Below are 26,939 nucleotides of genomic sequence, written 5' to 3'. Positions count from 1 at the left end.
GCGCCTGTCTGGCAGGTGAAACTCCCCGAGCGGCGCTTTGGCGCGCCGAGCGGTCGGCGGCTGTGATCAGGCGCACACTCCGCGGTTCAGTCCAGCCCCAGCTGATCTTTGAGCTCCTTGAGATAGCGACGACTGACCGGCACCCGGGCGCCGCTCGGGGTGACTATCTCCGCCAGCTGGTTATCGAGCAGCCGGATCTCGAAGATGGCGTTGGGGGAGACCAGATACTGGCGGTGACAGCGCAGCAGTGGGCTCTTTTCTTCCAGCGATTTGAGGGTGAGCTGGGTGTGGAACAGCTCCCCCTGACAGGCCACATGGACCCCGCCCAGATCGGAGAAGGCATACTCCACCTGTGCGATGGGCAGCAGCCGGACCCGATTGTGCAGATAGCCCGGAATATGTTCGATAGTCGGGGCCAGCCGCTCGATGGGCTGCGGGGCGATATCCTGCTTGAGGCGAGCGAGGGTCTTGGCGAGCCGAGCGGGCTCCACCGGCTTGAGCAGGTAGTCGAAGGCGTTCTCTTCAAATGCCTGAATGGCATACTCGTCAAAGGCGGTGACAAAGACGATGCGGGGTAGGGGGTCGAGCATGGCGACCAGCTCCATGCCGCTCAGCTTGGGCATCTGGATATCGAGGAACACCACATCAGGCTTGAGGCGCTGAATAAGCGGCAGCGCCTCGATGGCGTTGGCCGCTTCCCCCACGATCTCGATGGCAGGATCGCAGGCCAGCTGCTGCCTCAGCTCTTCGCGGGCGTAGTGTTCGTCATCGACTATCAGGGTCCGGATCATGGTTGCTCCTTGGGCAAGGTCACAGAGACGCGCGTCCACTGTTCCGGCTCGCAGCTGACGGTCACCCCGTAGCGCTCGCCAAAGGCGCTCTTGAGGCGCCGATCCACTATGGTCATTCCCAGTCCATCCCCGGCCGGACGCGGCTGCCAGGTACCAGCGTTGTCCTCTACATGGATGGTCACTGTCTCCTGTGTCTCTTCCGTGTAGAGATGCAGGCACCCCTTATCCAGAAGGGTGGAGATGCCGTGCTTGATGGCATTTTCGATAAGGGGCTGCAGAGTGAAGCTTGGCAGCTGCAGAGTGGCCAGATGGGCCGGAATGTCGTTTTGCACCGTCAGCCGATCGCCAAAGCGGGCCAGCTCGATCTCCAGATAGGAGCGGCAGTGTTCCTGCTCCTCCTGCAGAGTGGTAAGGCCGCTCTGGCGCTTGAGATTCTTGCGGAAAAAACGCGACAAATGCAGCAGCAGATCCCTAGCCTTGCCCGGATCCTGGCGGGTAATGGCGCTGATGGTGTTGAGGGTATTGAACAGAAAATGGGGGTTGATCTGGGCCTGGATCAGTTTGAGTTCGGATTGCACCAGCAGCCGCTGCTGCTGCTCCAGCCGACCGGCCAGCAGCTGCTGTGACAGCAGGTTGGCGATCCCTTCCCCCAGGGTGTGGTTGATCTTGAGAAAGAGCCGCTTTTTGGGCTCGTAGAGCTTGATGGTGCCGATCACCCCTCTGTCCCCTTGCAGCGGGATCACCAATACCGATCCCAGCTGGCATTGAGGCGAAAGGCTGCAGCGATAGGGCTGAGCATTGCCATCGGCGAACAACACCTTGTTGCGCTCTATAGCGCGCATGGTGATGGCAGAGGTAATGGGAGTGCCCGGCAAGTGGTGATCTTCGCCGGTGCCGATAAAGGCGAGGATCTTGTCGGTATCCGTGATGGCCACGGCGCCGACGCCGGTCTCCTCCTGAATGATGCGGGCTATCTTGTGGCTCGCTTCGGGGGTAAAGCCCTGACTCATGATGCCCACGGTGCGGTTGGCGATATTGAGCGCTTTGGCGGAGAAGACCCGGGAGAACTTCTCATACATCTGCTGCTGATCGCGGATCATGCTGATAAAGAGTGCCGCACCGCAGGAGTTGGCCAAAATCATCGGAGTGGCGATGGTGCGCACCAGCAGCAGGGATTTGTCGAACGGGGTCGCCACCAGCAGGATGATGACCATCTGCAGGATTTCGGCATAGAGGGTGGTAAAGAAGGCGATGCGCGGCTCGAACAGTGCATCCATCTTGCCGGCACGCATCAGACGCCAGTGGACTATGCCGCCCAAGAGCCCTTCGCAGGTGGTGGAGATGGCGCAGGCGAGATCGGTAAATCCCCCCAGGGTATAGCGATGCAAACCCCCGGTCAGCCCGACCAGAAATCCCACCAGCGGGCCGCCCAGCAGGCCGCCCAGCACGGCACCGACGGCCCGGGTGTTGGCGATGGCGTCATCAATGTCGAGGCCGACATAGGTGCCAAGGATGCAAAAGCTGGAAAAAATAATGTATATCAGTACCTTGTGAGGTAGTCTGACGGAATAGTTGGCAAGCGGGCGCAGCAGCGGGCTTTTGGAAAAAAGGTAGGCGATCACCAGACTGACGCTCATCTGTTGCAGCAAAGAGAGGACCAACTGCATAAAAAACGCTCCTCATAAGTCGGGTGAAATAATCGCCAGCCCGTGCATAAGTGTGATCAGGATCTTGTTCTGGCGGCCGAACGGGGCGGCACGGTCGGCCAGTTTGCCAGAACGAATGAATAAAACCATATTAAATCAGCAAGTTAAATTGATATTTGTGTAAGCGCACCGGGGTTGGTATTGGTGGATGGAGCATGAATGTATCCGCTGGATACGCCACACGGAGGTGGCATGCTCCGCCCGGCCGAATGGCTGGGCGTTTTTTATACATGGTCAGATGACAACCTTTCGGCGGGTCTTCGAGCAATTATTCCGGTTTGTCCAATGAGTTATCCCCAGCTTCTGGGGATAACTCAAAACGCAAAGTAGTAACAGAAGCGACGGGTCAGATTGAAGAAGAGCCGTTGCCCCTCATCCAGCTCTTCCTGCTTGATAAATGCGGTGATGGTGCGCTCGTCCTCGCGCAGGTCGATCATCGGTACGGCTTCCGGGCGCTGCCCCTTGATATAGGTGAGAATTTTCGGTTTGAGCGGCATGGTCGGTTCGGTGGACAACACCAGCGCTACCGTCTCGTCCGAGAGTTTCACCAGCGATCCCGGTGGATAAACCCCCAGCACCTTGACCAGCAGCTTGACCAGCGTCTGATCGAACTTCTTCTGAGAGAGCTTGTAGAGCTGGCTGATGGCCTGGCTTGGTGCCGCCGGATTGGCGCTGCTGCGCGGATGCAGCAGCTCGTCATAAAAGTCCACCAGTCCGATCAGACGTGCCAGTGGTGGTATCTCCCCTCCCTTGATCCCCAGCGGATAGCCGCTGCCGTCGAGCCGTTCATGATGCAGATGTGCCACCTGACGGATCTTGGGCTCGAAGGCATTGAGCTGGGTCAGCATGTCGAGACCGTATTGCGGGTGCATATTGAGAAAATTCTGCTCTGCCTTGCTGAGCTCACCACGCTTCTGGATGATCTGGCTCGGTATCTTGAGCTCGCCGATATCGTGGATAAGTCCGGCCAGACCGGTCTCTTCCAGTTCAATGGGATTCATGCCCAGCTCGCGCGCCATCAGCATGGCGATAAAGGCCACGTTGAGGCTGTGCTGCAGCAAAATGTCGGTGTGGGGGTTGCGGATCAGGTGCAGTCCAAGCGGCCCTTCATGCTGACTGAGCTGGAGGGCGGCATTGCGAACAATCTGAGCGGTATTGGCCAGCCCCTCGTCCGGCTTCAGGTTGAGGGAGCCCAATGCATCGCGCAGCTCGCTCATCGACTGGCCAAATGCCTTGTCGGCGGCACGCATGGAGCGGCGGAAGGCTTTTTCATCAAAGGGGGGCGGGCCCGAGGCAATCAGCTCTTCCAGCTCTTCAAGGTCGGGGCCGGCATCGGGAATATCGCCGCGCAGCAGGGGCTCGATCGGAAGATCGCTCTTGTCGGGGTCCACCATCATGAGGTTCAGATCAAGGTGGCGAATGATGTCCAGCTGCTGCTGATCCTTGATTTTGAAGGCATTGAACATAAAAGGATGGTTGGTCCATCCGGTGGGAAGATGGATAAAGTGGCCAACCCTCAGCTGTTCTATAGAGGCTTCGATCAGTGCCATTGATGAACTCGCATTTCTTGAATGCCTACCCAACAAGCTAGCAAAATCCGATGGATAGACAACAAAAAAACCAAGGTAACGGCTGACTGGATGCGAGGCTGTGATGATGCGCACGGAGCGCTGCGTTATCTCTTAATTCGCGCTTAATTTTTGCCTTCTACGCTGGCGGCATTCTTTCTGGTAGTGTTGCCCCCGCCATTTATTGTGTCATCCGGCATTCAGGAGTCTTCTATGCGCATCACGCTCGGTGTGATGAAGGTGAATTTGTTGCTGGTGCTCTTTTTTGCACTGGTGCTGAACTGGCCTTTCTTCCTTCGTTTTTATTCTGTTATCAGTGGTTTGGAACATGTCCGGGCCGGCTTCGTTATCTCGGTTCCTCTGGTACTGCTTGCCGCACTCAATGCCGTCTTTATCCCCTTTACCTTCCGCTGGTTGCTCAAGCCCTTCTTTTCGCTGTTGATCCTGACGGGCTCCATCGTCAGTTACGCCATGCTCAAGTACGGCGTCATCTTCGATGCCAGCATGATCCAGAACATAGTGGAGACCAACAACAGCGAGGCTACCTCCTACCTGAATGTGCCGGTCGTGCTCTGGTTCCTGCTGACCGGCGTGTTACCCATGCTGGTGCTTTGGTCGCTGAAGGTGCGCTATCCGGCAAACTGGTACAAGGGGTTGGCCATCAGGACTGGTGCACTGGCTCTCTCGCTGTTGTTCGTAGGAGGCGTTGCCGCACTTTACTATCAGGATTACGTCTCGATCGGCCGCAATCACCGGATCCTGGGCAAGCAGATAGTGCCGGCCAACTATGTCAATGGCATCTACAAATATGCCCGCGACGTGGTATTTGCTACCCCTATCCCTTATCAACCGTTGGGGACTGATGCCAAAGTCGTCGCCAAAGGGGATAAACCGACCCTGATGTTTCTGGTGGTGGGGGAGACGGCGCGCAGCAAAAACTACTCCCTCAACGGCTATGCCAAACCGACCAACAGTTTTACCGACAAAGAGGAGGGCGTCGTCTCGTTTCGGGATGTGCGCTCCTGCGGCACCGCCACTGCGGTTTCGGTGCCCTGCATGTTCTCCAACCTGACTCGCCGTGGCTATGACGAGCAGCAGGCAAACGCCCGGGATGGCTTGCTCGATGTGCTGCAGCATGCCGGTATCTCGGTGCTCTGGAAGGACAACGATGCTGGTTGCAAGGGGGTATGCCGCAATGTGCCGACCATCGATATAGCTCCAAAGGATTATCCGGCCTTCTGCAAGGGTGGTTCCTGTTATGACGAGGTACTGCTGGAGGGGCTGGATCAGCAGATCGCCCGAATGAAGGGCAACAAGCTGGTGGTCTTTCACCTGATGGGTAGTCACGGCCCGACCTACTATCGCCGCTATCCTGCCAGTGATCGGGTATTTGTGCCCGACTGCCCGCGCAGCGACATTGAAAACTGCAGCGACGAGGAGCTGGTCAACACCTATGACAACACCATCCGCTATACCGACAAGGTGGTGGCGCAGCTGATCGACAAGCTCAAGGCTCTGGAGAGCAAGTACAACACCGGCCTGCTTTACCTCTCGGATCACGGTGAGTCGCTAGGGGCCATGGGGCTCTATCTGCACGGCACACCCTACAAGTTCGCGCCGGACGATCAGACCAAAGTGCCCCTGCTGACCTGGCTCTCTCCGCAAATGGTGGCCAACCGTCAGCTGGATATGAGCTGCCTGGCCGGGGAGGCGAGCAGCAAGCGCTTCTCCCACGACAACCTGTTCCACTCGATGCTGGGGATCATGGATGTGCAGACCAAGGTCTACGACGGGGATCTGGATCTTTTCAAAGCCTGTAGAAGCCAGTAATGAGGGGTTCGAGAGTCGCCCAATAAAAAACGGCAGCCACTGGCTGCCGTTTTTTATTGCAAAGGATAAACCTTACTTCTGCTCCATGATGATCTGTAGCAGATCTCCCTCCAGCAGGGCACGCTTGACCAGCGCAAAGCCGCCATAGGTCGGCTGGTTCTGGAAGCGCGCTTTCACGATGGGCAGGCCACGGTGGAAACTCGGCAGGGACTGGTGTTCTACGCAACGGCGGATAGCCGGGAAGAGGATCTCTTCTGCTGCAGTGATTTCGCCAGCGATCAGCACCTTTTGCGGGTTGAACAGGTTGACCGTGATGGCTACCGCCCGTCCCAGATGTTCGCCGACGTTCTCGATGACGCTGCGAGCCAGTTCGTCGCCCGCCAGAGCCGCCTTGCACACCTCCTGAATGGTGATGTGCTTCTCCTGCAGCGAGCTCTGGTGACCGCGGCTGATAAGCTCCTTCACCTTGTCGATGATCGCTTCGTTGGAGGCGATGGTCTCAAGGCAGCCAAAGTTGCCGCAGTGGCAACGCTTGCCGAGCGGCTCGACCTGAATATGACCGATCTCGCCGACGTTGCGGTTTTGGCCTAGGAACACCTGACCCTTGGTGATGATCCCGGAGCCGGTGCCCTGGTGAACGCTTACCAGAATGGAGTCCATGCAGTCGCGGGACTCGCCGAAGAAATGTTCGGCCAGCGCCAGCGAGCGGGTGTCGTTGCCCACGTAGCAGGGGAGGTTGAAGTGGTTCTCAAGCAGCTTCGCCAGTCCCAGATTGCGGATCTGGTACTTGGGGGTATAGATGACCATGCCGGATTCCGGATTGACCAGACCCGGCATGGTGAGGGCGATGCTGATGAGATTGCGGCTGCGCTCGGCGTTGGCGTCGATGAAGGCGCCAATTTCCCGCAGCAGCATGTCGACCACGGGTTGCTGGTCGATCTCGGTCACCTGAATGACGTGCTGGTCGAGCTCCTTGCCGTCGAGATCATAGAGACTCAGCTGCAGGTAGCCACGGCCCAGCTTGGCGGAGACAAACTGAAAGCGATGCTTGATGGTGGTCAGCGAGATGGCTCGCCGCCCACCGGTGGAGGCTTGCGGAGAGGTCTCCTTGATCAGGCCATGCTCGATCAGTTGCCGGGTTATCTTGGTCACGCTGGCCGGGGCCAGCTGACTCAACTCGGCAATCTTGACCCGCGAGATGGGGCCTTGCAGGTCGATGAGCCTATATACGGCTGCACTGTTGACCTGCTTGATAAGATCTACGTTTGCTATTTGTCCGCCAGTCATGATGTCACTGTTGTGTGTAGTGTCCGTTAACCACGGTCCCACGGACCGTGAAGTCCTGATCGAAGACAGTGAGGTTGGCTACTTTACCGACCTGGATACTACCGAGACGTGAGTCCCATCCAATGGCGCGCGCGGGATAGAGGCTGGCCATTCTCAGTGCTTCATCGAGCGGTAATCCGACCTGCTTGACCAGATTCTCCACCCCTTCAATCATGGTGAGGGAGGAACCGCCGAGTGTACCATTCTCGTCAATGCACTGACCATCGCGCAAAAAGACGGTAGTGCCACAAAAATCAAATTTCTCAAACCCTTCCGGTGCCCCTGCTGCGGCAGTGGCATCGGTGACCAGCACCAGTCGCTCACCAAGGATCTTGTGTGCCAGACGCACGTTGGCCCAGTGTACATGGTGGCCATCGACGATCACGCCAGCATAGACATCCTTGCGATCATAGATGGCGCCCACGACGCCCGGCTCGCGACCGTTGAGGGTCGGGGTCATGGCGTTGTAGAGGTGGGTGGCAAAGCGAATGCCGTTGTCAAAGCCAGCCATCGCCTGGTCATAACTGGCGGCGGTGTGGCCGGCAGAGACCAGGATCCCCGCATCCACCAGACGGCGAACGTGGGCCGGATCGTTGCGCTCCGGTGCCAGGGTGATCTTGGCGATGGCGTCCGCGTTGGCGCAGAAGAAGTCGATCATCTCGTCCGCTGGCTGGCGGATTTGCGCGGCAGGGTGGATACCCTTGCGCTTGAGGTTGGTGTAGGGGCCTTCCAGATGGACACCCAGCACCTCGTTGGGGTGGGCTGCCATGTAGTCACGGGTGACGGTGACGGCTTGCTTCATGTCTGCATCCGGACTGGTGATCAGGGTCGGCAGAAAGCTGGTAGTACCGGATTTCAGGTTGGCCGCCTGCATGGTGGCCAGGGTCTCGGTGGTGATGTCGGTGTTGAACATCACGCCGCCACAGCCGTTGAGCTGCACGTCGATGAAACCGGCGGTCAGATTGGCGCCTTTGAGATCAATCTTCTCGATATCCGCAGACAATTCTGCCTCGCGGGAGATGGCGACAATCTTGTCGCCCTCGATAAGCACCCCGTAACCGGTCAGCACGCAGCTGCCGGTATAGAGAGTGCAGTTGGTCAATGCGTACATGGGCGCTCCTTACAGACGGCCGATGTTGGCAGCTTCCAGCTGCTGGAAGTAGCGAACGGTCTTGACCTTGAGCTCCATGGTGGAGGGCTCGTCGCACACCATCATTCCTTTCGGATGCAGTTGCAGGGTGGAGATGGTCCACATGTGGTTGACGCTGCCTTCCACGGCGGCCTGCAGAGCCAGTGCCTTGCTGTGACCGGTCACCAGGATCATGATCTCTTCCGCATCCATCAGGGTGCCGACACCCACGGTCAGCGCCAGCTTGGGCACCTGCTCCATGTCGCCACCGAAGAAGCGGGAGTTGGCGATGCGGGTATCCTCGGTCAGGGTCTTGACACGGGTACGGGAGGAGAGGGAAGAGGCCGGTTCGTTGAACGCGATGTGGCCGTCATTGCCGACGCCGCCCATGAACAGGTGGATCTTGCCGTAGGACTTGATCTTGTCTTCGTAGCGCTTGCACTCGGCCACCAGATCTTCGGCATTGCCGTTGAGAATGTTGATGTTCTCGGGACGGATGTCGATGTGGCTGAAGAAGTTGTTGTGCATGAAGCTGTGGTAGCTCTCCGGGTGATCTTCCGGCAGGCCGACGTACTCGTCCATATTGAAGGTGACCACGTTCTGGAAGCTCACTTCGCCAGCCTTGTGCAACTCGATAAGACGCTTGTAGGTATTGAGCGGAGTGCCACCGGTGGGCAGGCCCAGTACGAAGGGGCGGTCTGCTGTCGGCTTGAAGGCATTGATACGGTCAACGATGTAACGGGCAGACCACAGGCCTACTTGGCTGGCGGACTTCAACGGGATCAGGCGCATATGGATACCTCTGTGTCGGGTTGCGACCGGCTTGACGGTGGCAATGGGCTAAGACGAATTTAAGTTGTTTTATAGCGTAAATAAAGATTGCGAACTAAGCCACATCTATCCACCACCTTTATCTTGTTTGGGTGATAACGATCACGATTATCGGTTTATTAATTTGCGCAGCGAAATAAAAGCCCTAGACTGCAAATCAAGCCTTGATGGCTTATGCGTCAAACGTGATAAGCACTTAATTTCTAGAAAAACATTAACTAAGGAGAGGAACCGTGAACATTCTCGGTTATTTGCAAAAGATCGGCCGTGCCCTGATGGTGCCGGTAGCGGTATTGCCTGCCGCCGCGATCCTGATGGGGGTTGGCTACTGGATTGACCCGAATGGTTGGGGTGGTGAGAGCGCGTTGGCTGCCTTCCTGATTAAAGCGGGCGCAGCCATTATTGATAACATGTCCGTACTGTTCGCAGTCGGTGTTGCTTACGGTATGTCCAAGGATAAAGACGGTTCTGCTGCTCTGGCAGGTCTGGTCGGCTTCCTGGTCGTTACCACCCTGCTGAGCCCGGGCGCTGTGGCCCAGATCAAGAGCATCCCGGTGGAGCAGGTTCCTGCCGCGTTTGCCAAGATCAGCAACCAGTTCGTGGGTATCCTGTGTGGTGTTATCGCCGCTGAGCTCTACAACCGCTTCAGCAGCGTCGAGCTGCACAAGGCTCTCTCCTTCTTCTCCGGTCGTCGTCTGGTACCGATCGTAACCTCCGTCGTGATGATCGTTGTATCTTTCATCCTGATGGCCGTATGGCCAGCAATCTACGGTGGTCTGGTCTCCTTCGGTGAGTCCATCGTGAGCCTGGGCTCCACCGGCGCCGGTATCTACGCCTTCTTCAACCGTCTGCTGATCCCGATTGGTCTGCACCACGCCCTGAACTCCGTGTTCTGGTTCAACGTGGCCGGTATCAACGACATCCCGAACTTCCTGGGTGGTCAGGCTACCATCGATGCCGCTCTGGCCGCTGGCAAGAGCCTGGATCAGGTGAAAGGCGTGGTCGGTATGTACCAGGCTGGCTTCTTCCCCATCATGATGTTTGGTCTGCCGGGTGCCGCTCTGGCCATCTACCACTCCGCCAAGAAAGAGAACAAAGAGAAAGTTGCGTCCATCATGATCGCTGCTGCCTTTGCCTCCTTCTTCACCGGTGTAACCGAGCCGCTCGAATTCTCCTTCATGTTCGTAGCTCCGGTACTGTATGTCATCCACGCCGTGCTGACCGGTATCTCCGTGTTCATCGCAGCCTCCATGCACTGGATGGCCGGTTTCGGTTTCAGTGCCGGTCTGGTGGATATGGTGCTCTCCAGCCGCAACCCGCTGGCAACCAACTGGTACATGCTGATTCCTCAGGGTCTGGTCTTCTTCGGCCTTTACTACACAGTGTTCCGCGTAGTCATTGCCAAGCTGAACCTGAAAACTCCGGGTCGTGAAGATGATGAAGCTGCTGCTCCGGCTGTTGCCCAGTCCACCAACCGTACCGAGCTGGCCAAGCAGTATCTGGAAGTGCTGGGTGGTCAGGACAACCTGGTTACCATCGATGCCTGCATCACCCGTCTGCGTCTGACCCTGAAAGACCGCAGCATCGTCGATGAGCGCAAGCTGAAAGCCCTGGGTGCGGCCGGTGTGGTCAAGCTCGGCGAGCAGAACCTGCAGGTGATTCTGGGCCCATTGGCCGAAATCATCGCCGGTGAGATGAAAGCCCTGCGTTAATCGAGCGACTCGCTCACCTCAAGTCTAAGTCCATTGTTGACATAACTAAGGGCCCCACTTAGGGGCCCAATATAAAAAAAGCCAAGAAAATCCAACCTTTACTTCAAATGAGAGCAGCAGTTATGAACTTGAAACATTCTCTGTTAGCCATTGCCATGTCTACCGTTTTCGTCAGCCAGGTCCAGGCAGCCGATGCCGCCAAGCAAGCCGTGGTCGACTCCCTCGCCAACAATCTGGTGGTCAAGTATGAAGTCGTCACCAACGATGGCGCCGGTGCCGGTCTCGATTGCCAGGCGTTGGGCTCCGAGTGGGCGAGTTGTGGCGTTGCCAAGCTGCACCTGACCAACACCGGTGCTGACGTCACCTCCAAGGACTGGAGCATCTATGTCTCCTCCATCCGCCGCATCCAGCGGGTGGACAACGACCAGTTCACCATCACTCACCTGACCGGCGACCTCTATCGTTTGACGCCAACCGAGAAGTTCCAGGGGTTCGCCAAGGATGCCACGGTCGAAGTACCGTTGGTGGTCGAATATTGGGTACTGTTCGAATCTGACATCATGCCGAACTGGTATGTCGCCAGCGAAGGTGCCGAGCCGAAAGTGCTGGCCAGCATGAGCAACATCGACGATGCCACCACCTACGAGAAGCCGATGCCGGCTGATGGCTGGAAGCGCATCAAGGATGACAAGAACATCCTGATGAACAGTGAGACCCGTTTTGCTGCCAACCAGACCAGCACCCTGCTGCCGGCTGGCAAGGTCGACAACCAGATCCTGCCGACCCCGATGAAGCAGGTGGTCAAGGCTGGCCCGCAGGTTGACTTCTCCACCATCAAACTCAATGCCCTGGATCTGCCGAGCGATCGCGCCGAAGCCCTGAAAGCACAACTGACCAAGCTGGGTGTTACCCTCTCCGACACCGGCTACCCGGTCACCATCAAGCTGGGCAGCAAGCTCAAGCAGGCCGAAGGTTATGACATGACCATCGGCAAGAAAGGCACTGTTATCCAGGGTCACGACATTGAAGGCGCCTACTGGGGTGCTCAGTCCCTGATCTCCCTGTTGGGTGTCAACGACAAGCTGGTTAGCCAGATGACTGTTGAAGATGCGCCGCGCTTTGAATACCGCGGTATGCAGACCGACGTGGCTCGTCACTTCCGCAGCCTGGACACCATGAAGAAGCTGGTTGACCAGATGTCTGCCATGAAGCTCAACGTGCTGCATCTGGGCCTGACCAACGATGAAGGCTGGCGTCTGGAGATCCCGGGCCTGCCGGAACTGACTCAAGTCGGTAGCCAGCGTTGCCACGATCTCTCCGAAACCAAGTGCTTGCTGCCGCAACTGGGCTCCGGCCCGACCAGCGACAACCAGGGCTCCGGCTTCTACAGCAAGTCTGACTATATCGACCTGGTGCGTTATGCCAGAGCGCGCGGTGTGACCGTCATCCCCGAGATCAACATGCCGGCGCACGCCCGTGCCGCCGTGGTTTCCATGGAAGCGCGTTACAAGCGTCTGATGGCTGAAGGTAAAGAAGCCGAAGCCAACCAGTTCCGCCTGACTGACCCGAACGATACGTCCAACGTCACCTCCGTCCAGTTCTACGACAAGATGTCCTTCATCAACCCTTGCCAGCCGGGTGCTGCCACCTTCGTGGCCAAGGTGATGGATGAAGTTGCCCAGATGCACCAGGCCGCCGGCCAGCCGTTGACCGCATGGCACTACGGTGGTGACGAAGCGAAGAACATCATGCAGGGCGGTGGTTATCAGGATCCCGCTGTCACCAAGAAAGAAGAGCTGGTGGCATGGAAAGGCAACGTCGACTCCAGCAAGCAGGACAAGCCGTTTGGCAAGTCCCCGATGTGCCAGAAGATGATCGACGATGGCAAGATCAAGGACGTAGCCGAGCTGCCGGTTTACTTCGCCAAGGAAGTGGGCGAGATGGTCAAGGGCCACGGCTTCTCCACCCTGCAGGCGTGGGAAGATGGTCTGAAGTACGCCAACAGCGCCAAGGACTTCGCCACCGACAACACCCGTGTCAACTTCTGGGAAACCCTCTACTGGGGTGGCTTCAACGAAGCGATGAAATGGGCGCATAAGGGTTATGAAGTGGTCCTCTCCAACCCGGATTACCTCTACTTCGACTTCCCGAACGAGGTGCACCCGGCTGAGCGTGGCTACTACTGGGCAACCCGTTTCAACGACACCCGCAAGGTGTTCGCCTTCGCCCCGGAAAACCTGCCGCAGAACGCCGAAACCTCGGTTGACCGCGATGGCAACGCCTTCGTGGCCAAGGGTGACCAGGATCCGGTCAAGTTCAAGGGGATCTCCGGTCAGCAGTGGAGTGAAACCGTACGTACCGACGCTCAGTACGAGTACATGGTTTACCCGCGTATCTTCTCCATGGCCGAGCGCGCATGGCACAAGGGTGGCTTCGAGCTGAACTATGTGAAGGGTCGCGAGTTCTCCGGCGAAACCAAGCATGTCAACAAGGCCACTCTGAACAAAGAGTGGAACCAGTTCGCCAACCTGCTGGGTCAGCGCGTCCTGCCGAAACTGGATCAGGCCGGTGTTGAATACCGCCTCTCCGTACCGGGTGCCAAAGTGGTGAACGGTGTGCTGGAAGCGAACGTGGATCTGCCGGGCCTGCCCATCCAGTACAGCCTGGACGGCAAGACCTGGACTGCCTACGACGCCGCGGCCAAGCCGGCCGTTGATGGCAAGGTCTACCTGCGTACCACCAGCTTCGATGGCAAGCGCACCAGCCGCGTCACCGAGTTGAACTGATAGTACCCATGCCGTAACGCAAGGTGGGTCGCAAGACCCGCCTTTCCCAAGGGCGATGGTCTATCGGATTTGGGAAAGGTTGACTGTGCGTGTGAGCCTTTGTTGTGTGTGTATTGTCTGTTTTGTTTTTCATCACTTTCAGCCCCGCCTTGTGCGGGGCTTTTTTATACATCCTGCGTGACGAGGCGGCTTTGACCCGCTTTTTAGCACGCCAATAGCCTGGAACTGCCAAATTCAGGTTGAGGCAGGGCGCGTAATGAGGGATCATATCCGGCTTGACGGCGGGGGGATGAGGGTGCCAGCCGGCACAACTTCCGCCAGTGACGCTTTTTTGAGGTGAGCCATGAGTCAGGCGAACAGCCCAACTAACTTTATTCGTCAGATCATTGATGAAGATCTGGCCAGCGGTAAGCACAGCAGTGTGCATACCCGTTTTCCGCCCGAGCCGAACGGTTATCTCCATATCGGCCACGCCAAATCCATCTGCCTGAACTTCGGCATCGCCCGCGACTATCAGGGCCAGTGCAACCTGCGCTTTGACGATACCAACCCGGCGAAGGAAGATATCGAGTACGTTGAGTCCATCAAGCAGGACGTGCAGTGGCTTGGCTTCCAGTGGAACGGCGAGATCTGCTACTCCTCCGACTATTTCGACAAGCTGCACGGCTACGCCGTTGAGCTGATCGAAAAGGGTCTGGCCTATGTGGACGAGCTCTCCCCCGAGCAGATGCGCGAGTACCGTGGCACCCTGACCGAACCAGGCAAGAACAGCCCGTTCCGTGAACGTAGCGTGGCAGAGAACCTGGCCCTGTTCGAGAAGATGAAGAACGGCGAGTTTGCCGAGGGTTCCGTCTGCCTGCGCGCCAAGATCGACATGGCTTCTCCCTTCATGGTGATGCGCGATCCGGTTATCTACCGCATCAAGTTTGCCCACCACCACCAGACCGGTGACAAGTGGTGCATCTACCCGATGTATGACTTCACTCACTGCATCTCGGACGCCTTGGAAGGGATCACCCACTCCATCTGTACTCTGGAGTTCCAGGATAACCGTCGTCTGTACGACTGGGTGCTGGACAACATCACCATCGACTGCCACCCGCGTCAGTACGAGTTCTCTCGTCTGAACCTCGAATACACCGTCATGTCCAAGCGCAAGCTGAACCTGCTGGTGACCGAGAAGCACGTCGATGGTTGGGACGACCCGCGCATGCTGACCGTGTCCGGTCTGCGTCGCCGTGGTTATACTCCGGCCTCCATCCGCGAGTTCTGCAAGCGCATCGGCGTGACCAAGCAGGACAACATCGTCGAGATGAGCATGCTGGAAGCCTGCATCCGTGAAGACCTCAACGAGAATGCACCGCGCGCCATGGCCGTGCTGCACCCGGTGAAGGTGGTGATCGAGAACCTGGCTGCCGATGAAGTGCTGACCGCCCCGGCTCACCCGAGCAACGCCGAGATGGGTACCCGCGAGCTGAACTTTACCCGCGAAATCTTCATCGACGAAGCTGACTTCAAAGAGGAAGCGAACAAGCAGTTCAAGCGTCTGGTGCTGGGCAAGGAAGTGCGTCTGCGCAATGCCTACGTCATCAAGGCCGAGCGCATCGAGAAGGACGCCGACGGCAAGGTCACCTGCATCTACTGCAGCTACGACCCCGAGACCCTGGGCAAGGATCCGGCCGATGGCCGCAAGGTGAAAGGGGTGATCCACTGGGTCAGCGCTACTCACTCCCTGCCGGCAGAAGTGCGTCTCTATGACCGTCTGTTCAAGGTGCCGAACCCGGGCGCCGAAGAGGACTTCGAAGCGGCTTTGAACCCGGAATCCCTGGTGATCATCGAGGGTGCACGTGTCGAGGCTTCGCTGAAGAACGCAAAGCCGGAGCAGGCTTACCAGTTCGAGCGCGAAGGCTACTTCTGCGCCGACAACAAGCTCTCCAGCCCGGAGCATCTGGTGTTCAACCGCACTGTTGCCCTGCGCGACTCCTGGGGCAAGGTAGAAGGCTGATACCGTGGGGCAGGGGAGACTCTGCCCTCCATTGTGCTTCTATCCTGTTTCGGACAATAAAAAAGCCAGCTGATGCTGGCTTTTTTATTGTCCGTGATCTGATGTTGCAGCCGACTTAGTCGTCGTGCTTGCACTCACCGCTGGCACAGTGACCGTAGAGGTAGAGACTGTGGTTGGTGAGACGGATATTGTGCTTCTTGGCGATCTCGCTCTGGCGTTGTTCAATCACCTCGTCGGAGAACTCAATCACCTTGCCGCAGTCCAGGCAAACCAGATGGTCGTGGTGCTCCTGAGTCGCCAGCTCAAATACCGACTTGCCCCCTTCGAAGTGATGGCGGGTCACGATACCGGCATCATCAAACTGGTTGAGAACGCGGTAGACGGTGGCGAGACCAATCTCTTCACCCAGATCGATCAGGCGTTTATAGAGATCTTCGGCACTGGTGTGTTGGCAGTCCGGCTGTTGCAGGATTTCCAGGATCTTGACCCGGGGCAAGGTGATCTTGAGCCCGGCCTTTTTTAACGCTTGGTTGTTGTCTGCCATATTCTACTTATTCGCATTCTCGAAGGTGGGGTTTATTCTGATGGACTGCCGCGGGAATGGCAACCTTCAACTCGCTTGGCCTGTCATTATAGGTCGTTGCATCCCAAAAAATAAACCCGCAAATTCAAAGGGTTTAGCCACTCATCCGGGTCTGGATTGAAATAATCAATCACCTTGGACGACTTGCCGGGATGGCAGATGTTGATAAGATGTAACTTTCACATGTCTGGTCGGATGAGATCCATGGATTGGCTTTTTGACAACGCGGCCTGGGTGCGCCGCGCCCTCAATGCCTGGCCCCCTTTCTGGGGCGCCGGCATCAAGATAGAGACCCTGAGCGATGATTTTCGCTACTGTCGGGTGACCCTGAAATCCCGCTGGTGGAACAAGAATGCCAACCGCACCCAGTTTGGCGGCAGCATGTTTGCCATGACAGATCCCATCTATCCGCTGATGCTGATGGGTTACTTCAAGAACCGTTATTACGTCTGGGACAAGGCGGGCAGCATCAACTACATCAAACCGGGCAAGGGCAAGCTGGTGGCGGAATTCAACCTGAGCGATGGCAAGCTGGCCGAAATCGTGGCGGCGACCGAAGGGGGGATCAAGTACTTTCCCGAATTCGAGGTGACGGTGCAGGACGGTCAGGGGGAGCTGGTGGCGCAGGTGAAACGCACTCTCTATGTGCGGGCCAAACCCGAGCACAGGGGAGAGTGAACGGCCGCAAATTGCAGATAGAACAAGGGCCCCGACGGGGCCCTTGTTGTTTCAAGCAGGGGGAGGAGATTACTCCAGCTCGCCCAGGCACATCTCTTCGTGCAGCTGCTTGCACCAGCCTTTGACGCGCTCGGCGGTCAGCTCCGGCTGACGATCTTCATCGATACCCAGACCGACGAAGTGCTTGTCATCTACCAGCGCCTTGGAGGCTTCAAACTCGTAACCGGCGGTCGGCCAGTGACCGATGATGATGGCGCCTTTGGCTTCAACGATGTCGCGCAGGGTACCCATGGCGTCGAGGAAGTACTCGGCGTAGTCTTCCTGATCGCCACAACCGAAGATGGCAACCAGCTTGTTGGTGAAGTCGATTTCGCCCAGATCGGGGAAGAAGTCGTCCCAGTCGGCCTGTGCTTCGCCGTAGTACCAGGTCGGGATGCCGAACATCAGCAGATCGAAGTTCTCGATGTCGGCCTTGCTGCTCTTGGCGATGTCACGGACTTCAATCAGATTTTTGCCCAGCTCTTTCTGGATCATCTTGGCGACAGCTTCGGTGTTACCGGTATCGCTGCCAAAAAACAGACCTACACTTGCCATAGTGTTTAGTTACCCGTATTTGGTGTTAATGCTTGACGCTCAGACTGCAATATCCACCGCAAAGGCGGACTCAATCTGTTGCTTCAGGATAGATTGGATCAGCTCGGCTCGGCTGATGTTCTGTTGCAACGCAAGTTGGTTCAGGCGCTCCAGCAACTCGGCCTCCACCTTTAACTCTACCCGCTTCAGCCCATTCTCCCGATCGCGCTTAAGCTGGTTACGCTTGTTGATCTTGAGTTGGGTCTCGCGGGGGAGTGGGTTGGTCTTTGGCCTGCCGGGGCGCTTCTCGTTTGCGAACAGATCCAGTGTTGTTCGATCAGTTTGCTGTTTGGCCATACATCACAGATGAAAATTGTTAGCCTAGTCCTGAGCCTTCCCAGCCCAGTTCGATCAGCCCCTTGGCGACAAAACCTGCACAACCCAGAAACAGTACCAACCAGACGATGAAACGACCGAAACGGGGCACGTTGCCGCGTTTGAGAACGTCCTGAATGGCCAGGCCAATCAATATGAAAATGGCCACAAAGAATAACTTGAGGCCCAAACTTTCGATCAGGTCGATATGTTCACTTAGCATGGATTGCGCACACTCCTTATGACGGGCGCACTATATCACAAAGGATTTGGAACTGTTAACCGCCTGTGGACAGGAAATCCACAACCAGTTTGTTGAACAACATCGGTTTTTCCGCATGCAGCCAGTGGCCGGTTCCGGCGATGACGCGCACCTTTGCCGCCGGGAATTGGGCCAGTGCTGCCTCGCTGTATTGGGGCTGCATATAGTCAGAATCCCCTCCCTTGATAAAGAGTACCGGCCCTTCGAAGCAGCGCTCATCCTCGGGCCAGCCCATGATGTTGGCGTAGTTCTCCTCAAGAGCAGGCACATTGAAGCGCCACTGCCAGCCATCGTCGCCTTTGGCGAAGGATTTGAGCAGAAACTGGCGCACCCCGGCGATCTCGATATGCTCGGCCAGAATGCGCTCCGCGTCGCTGCGGCTCTGGGGCTGTGCCGCTAGAGTGGCGTTGAGGCCGGCGAACACATTCTGGTGGCGGGAGTGGGGATAGGCGACCGGCGCTATGTCGGCGACCACCAGCCGGCTCACCCGCGCGGATGCCAGCTTGGCAAGCTGCATCCCGACCTTGCCCCCCATGGAGTGGCCGACTATTGCCGCCTGATCCAGCCCAAGGTGATCCATCAGCGCGAGTATGTCGGCGGCCTGCGCCGGATAGCTCATGTCGTTGCTGCGAAAGGAGGTGCCGTGGTTGCGCAGATCGACGCTGATGACCCGATAGTGCTCGCCGAGGGCGCGGGCCAGCAGACCCAGATTATCGAGGCTGCCGAACAGCCCGTGGATCAGAATGACGGCTTGGCCCTGGCCCTGCTCTTTGAAGTTCACTACGCTCTTTTGTTGCAAAATGACACCTTGTTCGGTCATGAGTGCGTTGCCGATATGATTTAACGCACTGGAAAGAAAAGGATTTCGTGTGATGAAGGGGAAATTTGTGTGGTTTTTTTTCTAAAAAATCCCGTTCAGATTGGCTATCAGTGCGGCCGATCACACACTTGGGCCGCTATTATGCCGTATTCTCGATGAGATTCATGTACATCTGCCAGCCCCTCCCTTGGGCTGTCGGGTTTGCCTATGTATAATCGCCGCATCCGAATTTCGACGAGTCCAGCGCATCCCTATGAAAACCATCGAGCTTGATGACGATCTCTACTTCTATATCGCCAGCCAGACCCGGCACATCGGTGAGAGTGCCTCCGACATCCTGCGCCGTCTGCTGGAACAGCCTGCTCAGGGGGCCGCGTCAGCCGCCGTTGCCGAGCCAGCCGTGGCGGCACCACCCCGTGTCGTTGCCGCACCGCAGGGGCTGCAAGCCCTGCTCGACTCAGGTGAGCTGCAGCAGGAAGAGAAGTCCATCAACCGTTTCATGCAGGTGCTGAGTACCCTCTACCGGGATGACCCGGTCGGGTTTACCCAGGCCACCGAAATCAAGGGGCGCAAGCGTGTCTATTTCTCACGGGATCCCGAGGCTCTGCGCGCCAGTGGCAGCACTACCAAGCCCAAGCCGGTACCGGAAACCCCGTTCTGGGTGATCACCAACACCAACACCAGTCGCAAGCAGAACATGGTGGCCCAGCTGATGAGCAGCATGGGTTACGGCGACGAGGTGATCGCGCAGGTGTGCGGCGCAATCTAACGGTTTTTCAAGACTCAGGCCTTGCCCGGCAAGGCCGCCATTACGCAAGGAAAACGCCATGGCTCAGCATTCCCACGCCGGTCAACCGGCCCGCTTAAGCGACCTGACCAACATCCCCCGTCTGGTCAGCGCCTACTACCTCAACAAGCCGGACATGAGCCGCCCCGAGCAGCGAGTTGCCTTCGGTACCTCCGGCCACCGTGGCAGCGCCCTGCACAACGCCTTTACCGAATCCCATATTCTGGCGGTGACCCAGGCACTGGTGGAGTATCGCCAGCAGGCCGGTATCACTGGCCCGCTGTTTGTCGGCATGGATACCCACGCCCTGTCCGAATCCGCTTTTGCCAGCGCTGTCGAAGTGCTGGCCGCCAATGGCGTTGAAACCCGCATTCAGGCCGGCCTCGGTTTTACCCCGACCCCGGTCATCTCTCACGCCATCCTGCGCTACAACTCTGGCAAAGAAGGGGCTGGCAAACCGGCTGCCCGTGCCGACGGCGTGGTGATCACCCCGTCCCACAACCCGCCGGAAGATGGTGGCTTCAAGTACAACCCGCCCCATGGTGGCCCCGCCGAAGGGGAGATCACCAAGTGGGTCGAGGACCGTGCCAACGCCATTCTAGAAGCGGGTCTGGCCGGCGTGAAACGGATGCCGTTCGCCGAGGCGCTCAAAAGCCCGTTCGTGGTCGAGCATGACTATGTCACCCCCTATGTGGATGATCTGAAGAACGTACTGGATATGGATGCCATCAAGAACGCAGGCATCAAGATCGGTGTCGATCCACTGGGCGGCTCCGGCGTCGCCTACTGGGACGTCATCGCCAAGACCTATGGCCTGAACATCGAGGTGGTGAACTACAAGGTCGACCCGACTTTCTCCTTCATGACCCTGGATAAAGACGGCAAGATCCGGATGGACTGCTCCAGCCCGTTCGCCATGGCGAGCTTGATTGCCCTCAAGGACAAGTTCGACATCGCCCTTGGCAACGACCCTGACTACGACCGTCACGGTATCGTCACCAAGTCCGGTCTGATGAACCCGAACCACTATCTGGCGGTGGCAATCCAGTATCTGTTTACCCATCGCACCGGCTGGTCTGCCGATGCGGCCGTCGGCAAGACGCTGGTCTCTTCCTCCATGATCGACCGGGTGGCCGGCGAGATTGGCCGTACCCTGAAAGAGGTGCCGGTCGGCTTCAAGTGGTTCGTGGATGGTCTCTACAGCGGCGAGTTCGGCTTTGGCGGTGAGGAGAGCGCAGGCGCCTCCTTCCTGCGCAAAGATGGCACCGTCTGGACCACCGACAAGGATGGCTTCATTCTGGCGCTGCTGGCGGCGGAAATTCTGGCGGTCACCGGCAAGGATCCGCAGGCTCACTACGACGCGCTGGAAGCCAAATTTGGCCGCTCCAGCTACCGCCGGATCGACGCCCCGGCCAACAGCGCCCAGAAAGCGGTGCTCTCCAAGCTGGATCCGGCGCTGGTGGAAGCCTCCACTTTGGCCGGTGAGCCCATCATCGCCAAGCTGACCAAAGCGCCGGGCAACGATGCCGCCATCGGCGGCCTCAAGGTGGTGACCGAGAACGGCTGGTTCGCGGCGCGCCCCTCCGGCACCGAGTCCATCTACAAGATCTACATGGAGAGTTTCAAGGGCGACGCGCACCTCGACCTCATCCAGCAGGAGGCCCAGCAGATCGTCTCCGCGGCACTGGCCAAGGCCGGGGTCTGATTTCGGGTCAATCTGCCGTGAATAAATAAAGTAATTAGTATAAAAAAAGGAGCCGTTAAGGCTCCTTTTTTTATTTGCTGAGCGCGGTTTGTCAGCGCGCCGCCTTCACCGCCAGCCCCAGCTGCCACACCGCCATGGCGTAGTGGGTGCTGTGGTTGTAGCGGGTGATGGCGTAGAAGTTGGGCAGGCCGTACCAGTATTGGTAGCCGGTGCCGACATCGAGGCGCAGCAGGCTCGCCTCGCTGTGGTTGCCAAGGCTGCTGGTTGGCGTCAGCCCGGCGCGGCGCAGGGAGGCCACCGGGTAACGAGTCTGGAAGCCGTGCTCATAGCCGGGCAGTTGGCCCTGACCGCGCACCGCCACCGGTTGCCCTTTCTCCCAGCCGTGGGCCTTGAAGTAGTTGGCGACGCTGCCGATGGCATCCACCGGATCCCACAGGTTGGTGTGGCCGTTGCCGTCAAAGTCCACCGCATAGCGCTGGAAGCTGGAGGGCATGAACTGGCCGTAGCCCATGGCGCCGGCGTAGGAGCCCTTGGGTTCGGTGGGATCCATCCCCTCATCGCGGGTCATCACCAGGAAGGCTTCCAATTCGCTCGTGAAGAACTCGGCGCGGCGCGGGTAATCAAACGCCAGGGTGGCCAGCGCATCCAGAATGCGGGTCTTGCCCATCACCCGGCCCCAGCGGGTCTCGACCCCGATAATGCCGACGATGATCTCGGGCGGTACCCCGTAGATCTGCTCTGCCCGGTTCAGCTCGCTCGCGTATTCACGCCAGAAGTTGACGCCGTTCTGTACGTTGTCCGGGGTGATGAACTTGGCGCGGTAGCGGTTCCAGGCGCCGGTCGGGCCGGTCGGTTTGCTGGTGGTCGGCGCCTGGGCATCCATCAGACGGATGATCCAGTCGTAGCGCTCTGCCTGAGCCAGCACCTGATGCAGCTGGGCGCTGTCAAAACCGTGCTTCTCGACCATCTTCTGGACGAATCTGTCCACATTGGTGCGATTGGCGAAGTCCCCTTTGCTCACCCCCTGGCTGTACACGGGGCTGCGTGACGGCGTCTGGTTGATGAAAGCGCTCTTGGGCTGGGGGACGACCACGGGCTTGGCAGCCGGCGTGCTGCTGCAGCCACCGAGCAGAGGAAACAACGACAGAGTGAGAAGAGAGGCAAGGCGACGCATAGGGTTCTCAAAGAGACTGATAAAAGTGCCGCCATGGTAAAACATTGTCATCCGGGCGCAAGTGTTCCGTGCGCCTCACCCATCGCCAATTCATCGTGTGATGGATTAGCAATCTGGTGAGGAGTGCACCGCTTAGCGCTGGGGGGGACGTAGCGTGTGGTAACCGCTCCAGAGCCGGGTCAGGGTGGTGATGGCGCAGAGCAGGGCAAAGCCGTACGCGAGCGGGGCGAAGGCGGCGGGCCACAGGCACATCAGCACGAACAGGGCGATGGTCTCGCTCCCCTCGGTGAGACCGCCCAGATAATAGAGAGACTTGTGGTGGTAGACCGGATTATCGATACCCCGCTTGCCCGCCATGATGGCAAACGCCAGAAAGCTCGATCCTGTGCCCATAAAGGCAAACAGCAGGGTGGCGGCGGGCAGCGCATTGGCGGGGGCGGCGAGGGCAAAGCCCAGCACCACGGCAGCGTAGAAGATGAAATCCAGCGTGATGTCGAGAAAGCCGCCGCAGTCGGTGATGCCGGTTTCCCGCGCCACGGCGCCATCGAGCCCGTCCAGCAGCCGGTTGAGCAGGATGGCCGCCAGTGCCGATTGATAGCAGCCAAGGGCCAGCAGTGGCAACGCCAGCATGCCGATGGCAAAGCCGGTGAGGCTTATCTGGTTGGCGCTGATCCCGGCGCGGCAGAGCGGTTTTGCGAGCCGTGCAAGGGGGCTGCGGATAACGGGGATCAGGTGGCGGTCAAACAAGGTGAACTCCTCGGTCAAAAACGGGATTCGGTGAGCTGAACTATGGTGCCCGGCGCGTCTTCTTCGTCGTGGGTTACCAGAATGGCGGGAATGGCCAGCGCCTTGATCTGCGCGAACACCAGCTGGCGAAAAGCGGCCCGCAGCGGCTTGTCGAGGCGGGAGAAGGGCTCATCCAGTAGCAGGGCCTTGGGCTCGGCCAGCAGCGCTCGCAGCAGGCTGACGCGGGCCTTCTGGCCGCCGGAGAGCGCCCCCGGCAGCTTGTCTGCCTGATCGGTCAGATCCACCTGCGCCAGTGCTGCCACCGCCTTTTCCCGCCGCGCCTGATGCCCCTTCACGCTGGCCGGTATGCCGAACATCAGGTTCTCGGCAACTGTCAGATGGTCGAACAGCAGATCATCCTGAAACAGCATGCCGATACGCCGTGCCTGGGGTGGCAGATGGGTGAGCTGACGCTCGCCGAGGGTTACTTCCCCCTCCAGCCGGAGCGGGCCGCTTGGGGGCAGTACCCCCGCCAGCGCCGCCAGCAGCGAGCTCTTGCCACAGCCGCTGGGCCCCATCAGGGCCAACACCTCGCCCGGTGTCACCTGCAGGGCGGGCAGCGAGAGCAGCAGGTTTTCCTCCAGATAGAGGCGAAGAGGTGTGCTGCTCAGCATATGGTGATTTCCAACGTGAGAGTTCATCGTGAGCTGCCCCCCTTGAGCGCCGGATTGATCCGCGCCGGCAACCAGAGCGCCAGCAGATAGATAAGAAGCGGCAGCAGCAGTTGCAGCAGGCCGTAGAGACCCGCCAGCCGCCGGTTGAGGCCGCTGCCGATGGCCACCGCTTCGGTGGTGATGGTGACCACCCTGCCTGCGCCAAAGAGCAGGGTCGGCAGATACTGGGCCAAACTCACCGCAGCCCCTACCGCAAAGGCAAACAGCAGCGGGCGTGCCAGCAGCGGCGCTTTGACCTGCCACCAGGCTCGCCATGGGGTCGCCCCCAGCAGCAGGGCGCTCTGGGTGATCCGCGGGTCGAACTGGCGATAGGGGCCGTGCAGGCAGAGATAGACATAGGGAAAGACAAACAGCAGCTGACTCCAGAGCACCCAACCCCAGCCGATGCCGTCGCCCCCCCACCCGAGGCTGAACCAGTCCACCCCGAGACGGATGCCAAACAGCAGGCTGGCCTGCGGCAGCAGCAGTGGTAAGCAGATGAGCCAGAGCGGCCAGAGGCGGCGGCCCGCCTTTTGTGCCTCCAGACTCAGCACCGCCATCGCCAGCGCAATAGCCCCGCTCGCCAGCGCCAGCAGGATGCTGGTGGTCAGCAGCGGCGATAGAGTCGGCAGCAGGTCGAACCAATAATGGCCGCTCCACTGGCTCGGCCAGAGGGCGGGAAAGGGCCAGCGCCGGGCCAGCGACCAGAGCAGCAGCGCCGCCAGCACCGCCAGATTGAGGGTGATCAGAGTGAATGCAGAGCCTGCTGCGAGCCGGTTGGCAAGGGGATGGGGCGCCGCCCGTTTGCCATCGAGCCAGCAGCCTTTGCCCATCTCTTTATGAAGCCACTCCAGTAATCTGAGCAGGGCGATTAGCAGCGCCGTGATGGCGAGCAGCAGCAGGGCACCGCTGGTAGTGGCACCGCGCCAGAGCAGATCCGGGTCCTGATACCAGAGCCACAACCGCACCGCCAGCGGGGCGGGGGCATCAGGCCCGAGCAACTGGGCGAGATCCACCACTGCCACACCATATGCCGCCACTGCATAGATGGGCAGACGCAGAGCAGGCCACTGCGCCGGCAGCAGCAGGCGCCACCAGATCTGGGGGGCGCTGAAGCCAAGGCTTGCCCCCAGCCACTGCTGGCGTGCCACCCTGGCGGGGTCTTGCGCGGCGATCGCCATCAACAGCAGGAAGGGAGTCTCCTTGAGGGTCAAGGCGAGAATGAGCCCGAGTCCGGCGGGATCGCGCAGGGTCTGCCAGTCGGGGGGCAGTTCAAATCCGGTGAGGGTCGGCGAGAACAGGCGCAGCAACCAGCCGGAGGGGGCGAGCAGAAAGGCAAAACCGATGGCAAAGGCGACGTGGGGCAGCGCCAGCAAGGGCGATAGCAACCGACGCAGCCAGCAGAAGGCCCGGCTGTCGCTGTGGGCCAGCAGCAGAGCGGTCAGCAGCAGACTACCGAGGGTTGAGGCAGCGCCAATCCACAGGCTCAGCGCAGCCGAGTGCCAGAGGCCCGGTTGGGCCAGCAGCAATTGCAGATGGGGTCGGGTCAATCCCTCAGCCAGCAGCTGCCAGCCCCCCGCCAGCAGCGGAAGGCCAAAAACCAGGGCGCACCCTGCGGTAAACAGGGGGCGCCAACCGAGGGGATCGTAGTCAAACCGGCTCATCAGTGGCCGTAGCGCTCGGCCCAGGCGGCTTCGAGCCTGAGCTGCCAACTGGGGTGGGGCTCTGCCACTGATTTGAAGCGCAGTGCGGGTTGTCCCTTGGCGGAGTCCGGCAGGGCATCGCTGCGCAGCACGCTGGGATCGCCCCAGTACGCCGGATCAGCCTTGCGCGCCTGAGCGGCAGGGCTTAGCAGGAAGTTGGCGACCACCTTGGCCCCCGCGCGGGCGTTGGCGTTGAAGGGGATGGCGAGAAAATGGCTGTTGGTAAGCGCCCCTTTCTCCATGGCAATCGCTTCCACACTGGGGGGCAGGGCGCCAATCTGGGCGGCGCTCTGCGCCTCCTGCGGGTTGAAGCTGATGGCCATCGCCAGCTCGCCATCATCGAGTAGCTGGCGGGTTTCGGCGGCGCTGTTGGGGAACAGCTTGCCCTTGCGCCAGAGTGTCGGGTGCAACTCATCGAGCCAGGCCCAGAGCGGGGCGGTGAGCTTGGCAAAATCGCTTTCGGTCGCTTCCCGATAGAGGGGGGCGGGGTTTGGCGTCAATTCCAGCAGGATCTGCTTGAGAAAGCTGGAGCCATGGAACTGGGGCGGCTTGGGATAGGTGAAGCGGCCGGGATGGGCCTTGGCCCACGCAAGCAGAGTTACTGCTGAGGTGGGCGGGCTGGCGACCTCTTCGGTATCGACCATCAGATTGAGCTGGCCTATGCCCCAGGGGGCCTCCAGTCCCTCTACCGGCAGGGTGAAGTCTTCACTCACCGGCAGACTATGGTCTACCTGCGCCATGTTGGGCAGCTCCTGAGTAAAGGGGGCGCCGAGCAGCCCCTGCTCCTTGAGCGCCTTGAAGTTCTCGCCGTTGACCCAGAGCAGGTCGATGGGGCCGCCAGCTTGCTTGCCCGCCTGCTTGTTGGCCAGCAGCTGGCTGACGCTCTGGGCGATGTCATCCACCTTCACCTGCACCAGCTTGACCTGATAGTCGCGCGCCAGCTCCTGCCCGGCCCACACCAGATAGGCGTTGATCTCCGGGCTGCCGCCCCAGGCGTTGAAGTAGACGGTCTGCCCTTTCGCCTCCTCAAGGGTCTGTTGCCAGTTGTTATCAGGGCTGGCAAACAACGGGCCGCTGGCCAGCAGTGGCAGGGCGCAAAGCAGATGGGCCACTCGGCGCCTGAACAGTGAAAATGGCTTGAGCATCAAAGTTTCTC

Annotated in this window: 23 protein-coding genes; 7 read left to right on the top strand and 16 right to left on the bottom strand. The window is 59.1% G+C overall.

The features are described from left to right. Positions 1 to 86: 86 nt before the first annotated feature. From btsR to LG31_RS0105350, 3 genes are all read right to left on the bottom strand, one after another. Positions 87 to 791, bottom strand: coding sequence for a two-component system response regulator BtsR (gene btsR, locus LG31_RS0105360; protein WP_033113463.1), 705 nt, complete (start codon positions 789 to 791; stop codon positions 87 to 89). Beyond that, positions 788 to 2,458 (bottom strand): sensor histidine kinase, encoded by a 1,671-nt coding sequence (locus LG31_RS0105355; RefSeq protein ID WP_033113462.1) that lies wholly within the window; start codon positions 2,456 to 2,458, stop codon positions 788 to 790. The genes btsR and LG31_RS0105355 overlap by 4 nt, the downstream gene beginning before the upstream one ends. A gap of 353 nt (positions 2,459 to 2,811) precedes the next feature. Beyond that, complete coding sequence (locus LG31_RS0105350; protein ID WP_033113461.1) at positions 2,812 to 4,047, bottom strand: HD-GYP domain-containing protein; 1,236 nt, start codon at positions 4,045 to 4,047, stop codon at positions 2,812 to 2,814. Between the two features lie 231 nt (positions 4,048 to 4,278). Here LG31_RS0105350 and LG31_RS0105345 point away from each other — a divergent pair, with 231 nt between their 5' ends. Continuing rightward, on the top strand, positions 4,279 to 5,895 hold the full coding sequence (locus tag LG31_RS0105345) for a phosphoethanolamine transferase (protein WP_033113460.1): 1,617 nt from the start codon (positions 4,279 to 4,281) through the stop codon (positions 5,893 to 5,895). Positions 5,896 to 5,967: 72 nt separating this feature from the next. On the opposite strand, the gene nagC is transcribed toward LG31_RS0105345, so the two are convergent. The 3 genes from nagC to nagB are packed head-to-tail and all read right to left on the bottom strand — an operon-like array spanning position 5,968 to position 9,142. Continuing rightward, positions 5,968 to 7,182, bottom strand: a complete 1,215-nt coding sequence (nagC, locus tag LG31_RS0105340; RefSeq protein ID WP_033113459.1) for a DNA-binding transcriptional regulator NagC — start codon at positions 7,180 to 7,182, stop codon at positions 5,968 to 5,970. A 4-nt stretch (positions 7,183 to 7,186) separates the two neighbouring features. After that, entirely contained in the window at positions 7,187 to 8,332 is a 1,146-nt protein-coding gene (nagA, locus tag LG31_RS0105335) for an N-acetylglucosamine-6-phosphate deacetylase (protein ID WP_033113458.1), read from the bottom strand. 9 nt (positions 8,333 to 8,341) lie between these two features. Next, on the bottom strand, positions 8,342 to 9,142 hold the full coding sequence (gene nagB / locus LG31_RS0105330; protein ID WP_033113457.1) for a glucosamine-6-phosphate deaminase: 801 nt from the start codon (positions 9,140 to 9,142) through the stop codon (positions 8,342 to 8,344). A gap of 272 nt (positions 9,143 to 9,414) precedes the next feature. Between nagB and nagE the strand changes: the two genes are divergently transcribed. The 3 genes from nagE (at position 9,415) to glnS (ending at position 15,684) form a co-directional block, all read left to right on the top strand. Further along, positions 9,415 to 10,893, top strand: a complete 1,479-nt coding sequence (gene nagE, locus LG31_RS0105325; RefSeq protein WP_033113456.1) for an N-acetylglucosamine-specific PTS transporter subunit IIBC — start codon at positions 9,415 to 9,417, stop codon at positions 10,891 to 10,893. A gap of 122 nt (positions 10,894 to 11,015) precedes the next feature. Beyond that, complete coding sequence (locus tag LG31_RS0105320; protein ID WP_033113455.1) at positions 11,016 to 13,679, top strand: beta-N-acetylhexosaminidase; 2,664 nt, start codon at positions 11,016 to 11,018, stop codon at positions 13,677 to 13,679. 343 nt (positions 13,680 to 14,022) lie between these two features. Beyond that, positions 14,023 to 15,684, top strand: coding sequence for a glutamine--tRNA ligase (glnS, locus tag LG31_RS0105315; RefSeq protein WP_033113454.1), 1,662 nt, complete (start codon positions 14,023 to 14,025; stop codon positions 15,682 to 15,684). A 115-nt stretch (positions 15,685 to 15,799) separates the two neighbouring features. On the opposite strand, the gene fur is transcribed toward glnS, so the two are convergent. Beyond that, complete coding sequence (fur, locus tag LG31_RS0105310; protein ID WP_033113453.1) at positions 15,800 to 16,228, bottom strand: ferric iron uptake transcriptional regulator; 429 nt, start codon at positions 16,226 to 16,228, stop codon at positions 15,800 to 15,802. 243 nt (positions 16,229 to 16,471) lie between these two features. Between fur and LG31_RS0105305 the strand changes: the two genes are divergently transcribed. Continuing rightward, positions 16,472 to 16,945, top strand: coding sequence for a DUF4442 domain-containing protein (locus LG31_RS0105305; RefSeq protein WP_033113452.1), 474 nt, complete (start codon positions 16,472 to 16,474; stop codon positions 16,943 to 16,945). Between the two features lie 69 nt (positions 16,946 to 17,014). On the opposite strand, the gene fldA is transcribed toward LG31_RS0105305, so the two are convergent. Genes fldA through LG31_RS0105285 form a run of 4 tightly spaced genes read right to left on the bottom strand, consistent with a single transcriptional unit; the run spans position 17,015 to position 18,936 of the window. Further along, complete coding sequence (fldA, locus tag LG31_RS0105300; protein ID WP_033113451.1) at positions 17,015 to 17,539, bottom strand: flavodoxin FldA; 525 nt, start codon at positions 17,537 to 17,539, stop codon at positions 17,015 to 17,017. Positions 17,540 to 17,578: 39 nt separating this feature from the next. Further along, on the bottom strand, positions 17,579 to 17,875 hold the full coding sequence (gene ybfE, locus LG31_RS0105295) for a LexA regulated protein (protein ID WP_005334297.1): 297 nt from the start codon (positions 17,873 to 17,875) through the stop codon (positions 17,579 to 17,581). Between the two features lie 19 nt (positions 17,876 to 17,894). Next, complete coding sequence (locus LG31_RS0105290) at positions 17,895 to 18,116, bottom strand: DUF2788 domain-containing protein (protein ID WP_005334296.1); 222 nt, start codon at positions 18,114 to 18,116, stop codon at positions 17,895 to 17,897. A gap of 55 nt (positions 18,117 to 18,171) precedes the next feature. Continuing rightward, positions 18,172 to 18,936, bottom strand: coding sequence for an alpha/beta fold hydrolase (locus LG31_RS0105285; protein WP_084059543.1), 765 nt, complete (start codon positions 18,934 to 18,936; stop codon positions 18,172 to 18,174). A gap of 292 nt (positions 18,937 to 19,228) precedes the next feature. On the opposite strand from LG31_RS0105285, the gene seqA reads away from it, so the two are divergent. Then, positions 19,229 to 19,744 (top strand): replication initiation negative regulator SeqA, encoded by a 516-nt coding sequence (seqA, locus tag LG31_RS0105280; RefSeq protein WP_033113450.1) that lies wholly within the window; start codon positions 19,229 to 19,231, stop codon positions 19,742 to 19,744. Between the two features lie 58 nt (positions 19,745 to 19,802). Continuing rightward, positions 19,803 to 21,467 (top strand): phosphoglucomutase (alpha-D-glucose-1,6-bisphosphate-dependent), encoded by a 1,665-nt coding sequence (gene pgm, locus LG31_RS0105275; protein WP_033113449.1) that lies wholly within the window; start codon positions 19,803 to 19,805, stop codon positions 21,465 to 21,467. 91 nt (positions 21,468 to 21,558) lie between these two features. Here the strand turns inward: pgm and mltB are convergent, their stop codons facing one another. The 5 genes from mltB to LG31_RS0105250 form a co-directional block, all read right to left on the bottom strand. Then, positions 21,559 to 22,641: a lytic murein transglycosylase B gene (mltB, locus tag LG31_RS0105270; RefSeq protein ID WP_033113474.1), complete on the bottom strand. Its 1,083-nt coding sequence runs from the start codon at positions 22,639 to 22,641 to the stop codon at positions 21,559 to 21,561. 132 nt (positions 22,642 to 22,773) lie between these two features. Further along, positions 22,774 to 23,388 carry a CDP-alcohol phosphatidyltransferase family protein gene (locus LG31_RS0105265; RefSeq protein ID WP_033113473.1) on the bottom strand — a complete coding sequence of 205 codons (615 nt, stop codon included), beginning with the start codon at positions 23,386 to 23,388 and terminating at the stop codon, positions 22,774 to 22,776. A gap of 14 nt (positions 23,389 to 23,402) precedes the next feature. Beyond that, complete coding sequence (locus LG31_RS0105260) at positions 23,403 to 24,041, bottom strand: ATP-binding cassette domain-containing protein (RefSeq protein WP_033113448.1); 639 nt, start codon at positions 24,039 to 24,041, stop codon at positions 23,403 to 23,405. A 23-nt stretch (positions 24,042 to 24,064) separates the two neighbouring features. Beyond that, positions 24,065 to 25,744: an ABC transporter permease gene (locus tag LG31_RS0105255; RefSeq protein WP_033113447.1), complete on the bottom strand. Its 1,680-nt coding sequence runs from the start codon at positions 25,742 to 25,744 to the stop codon at positions 24,065 to 24,067. Next, a complete protein-coding gene (locus LG31_RS0105250; RefSeq protein ID WP_033113446.1) occupies positions 25,744 to 26,928 on the bottom strand; it encodes an ABC transporter substrate-binding protein in 1,185 nt (394 codons plus the stop codon). The genes LG31_RS0105255 and LG31_RS0105250 overlap by 1 nt, the downstream gene beginning before the upstream one ends. Positions 26,929 to 26,939 lie beyond the last annotated feature (11 nt).

This window comes from Aeromonas lacus (assembly GCF_000764665.1).
GTDB classification, from domain to species: Bacteria; Pseudomonadota; Gammaproteobacteria; order Enterobacterales; family Aeromonadaceae; genus Aeromonas; species Aeromonas lacus.
This window is presented reverse-complemented; position numbering and strand designations above follow the sequence as displayed.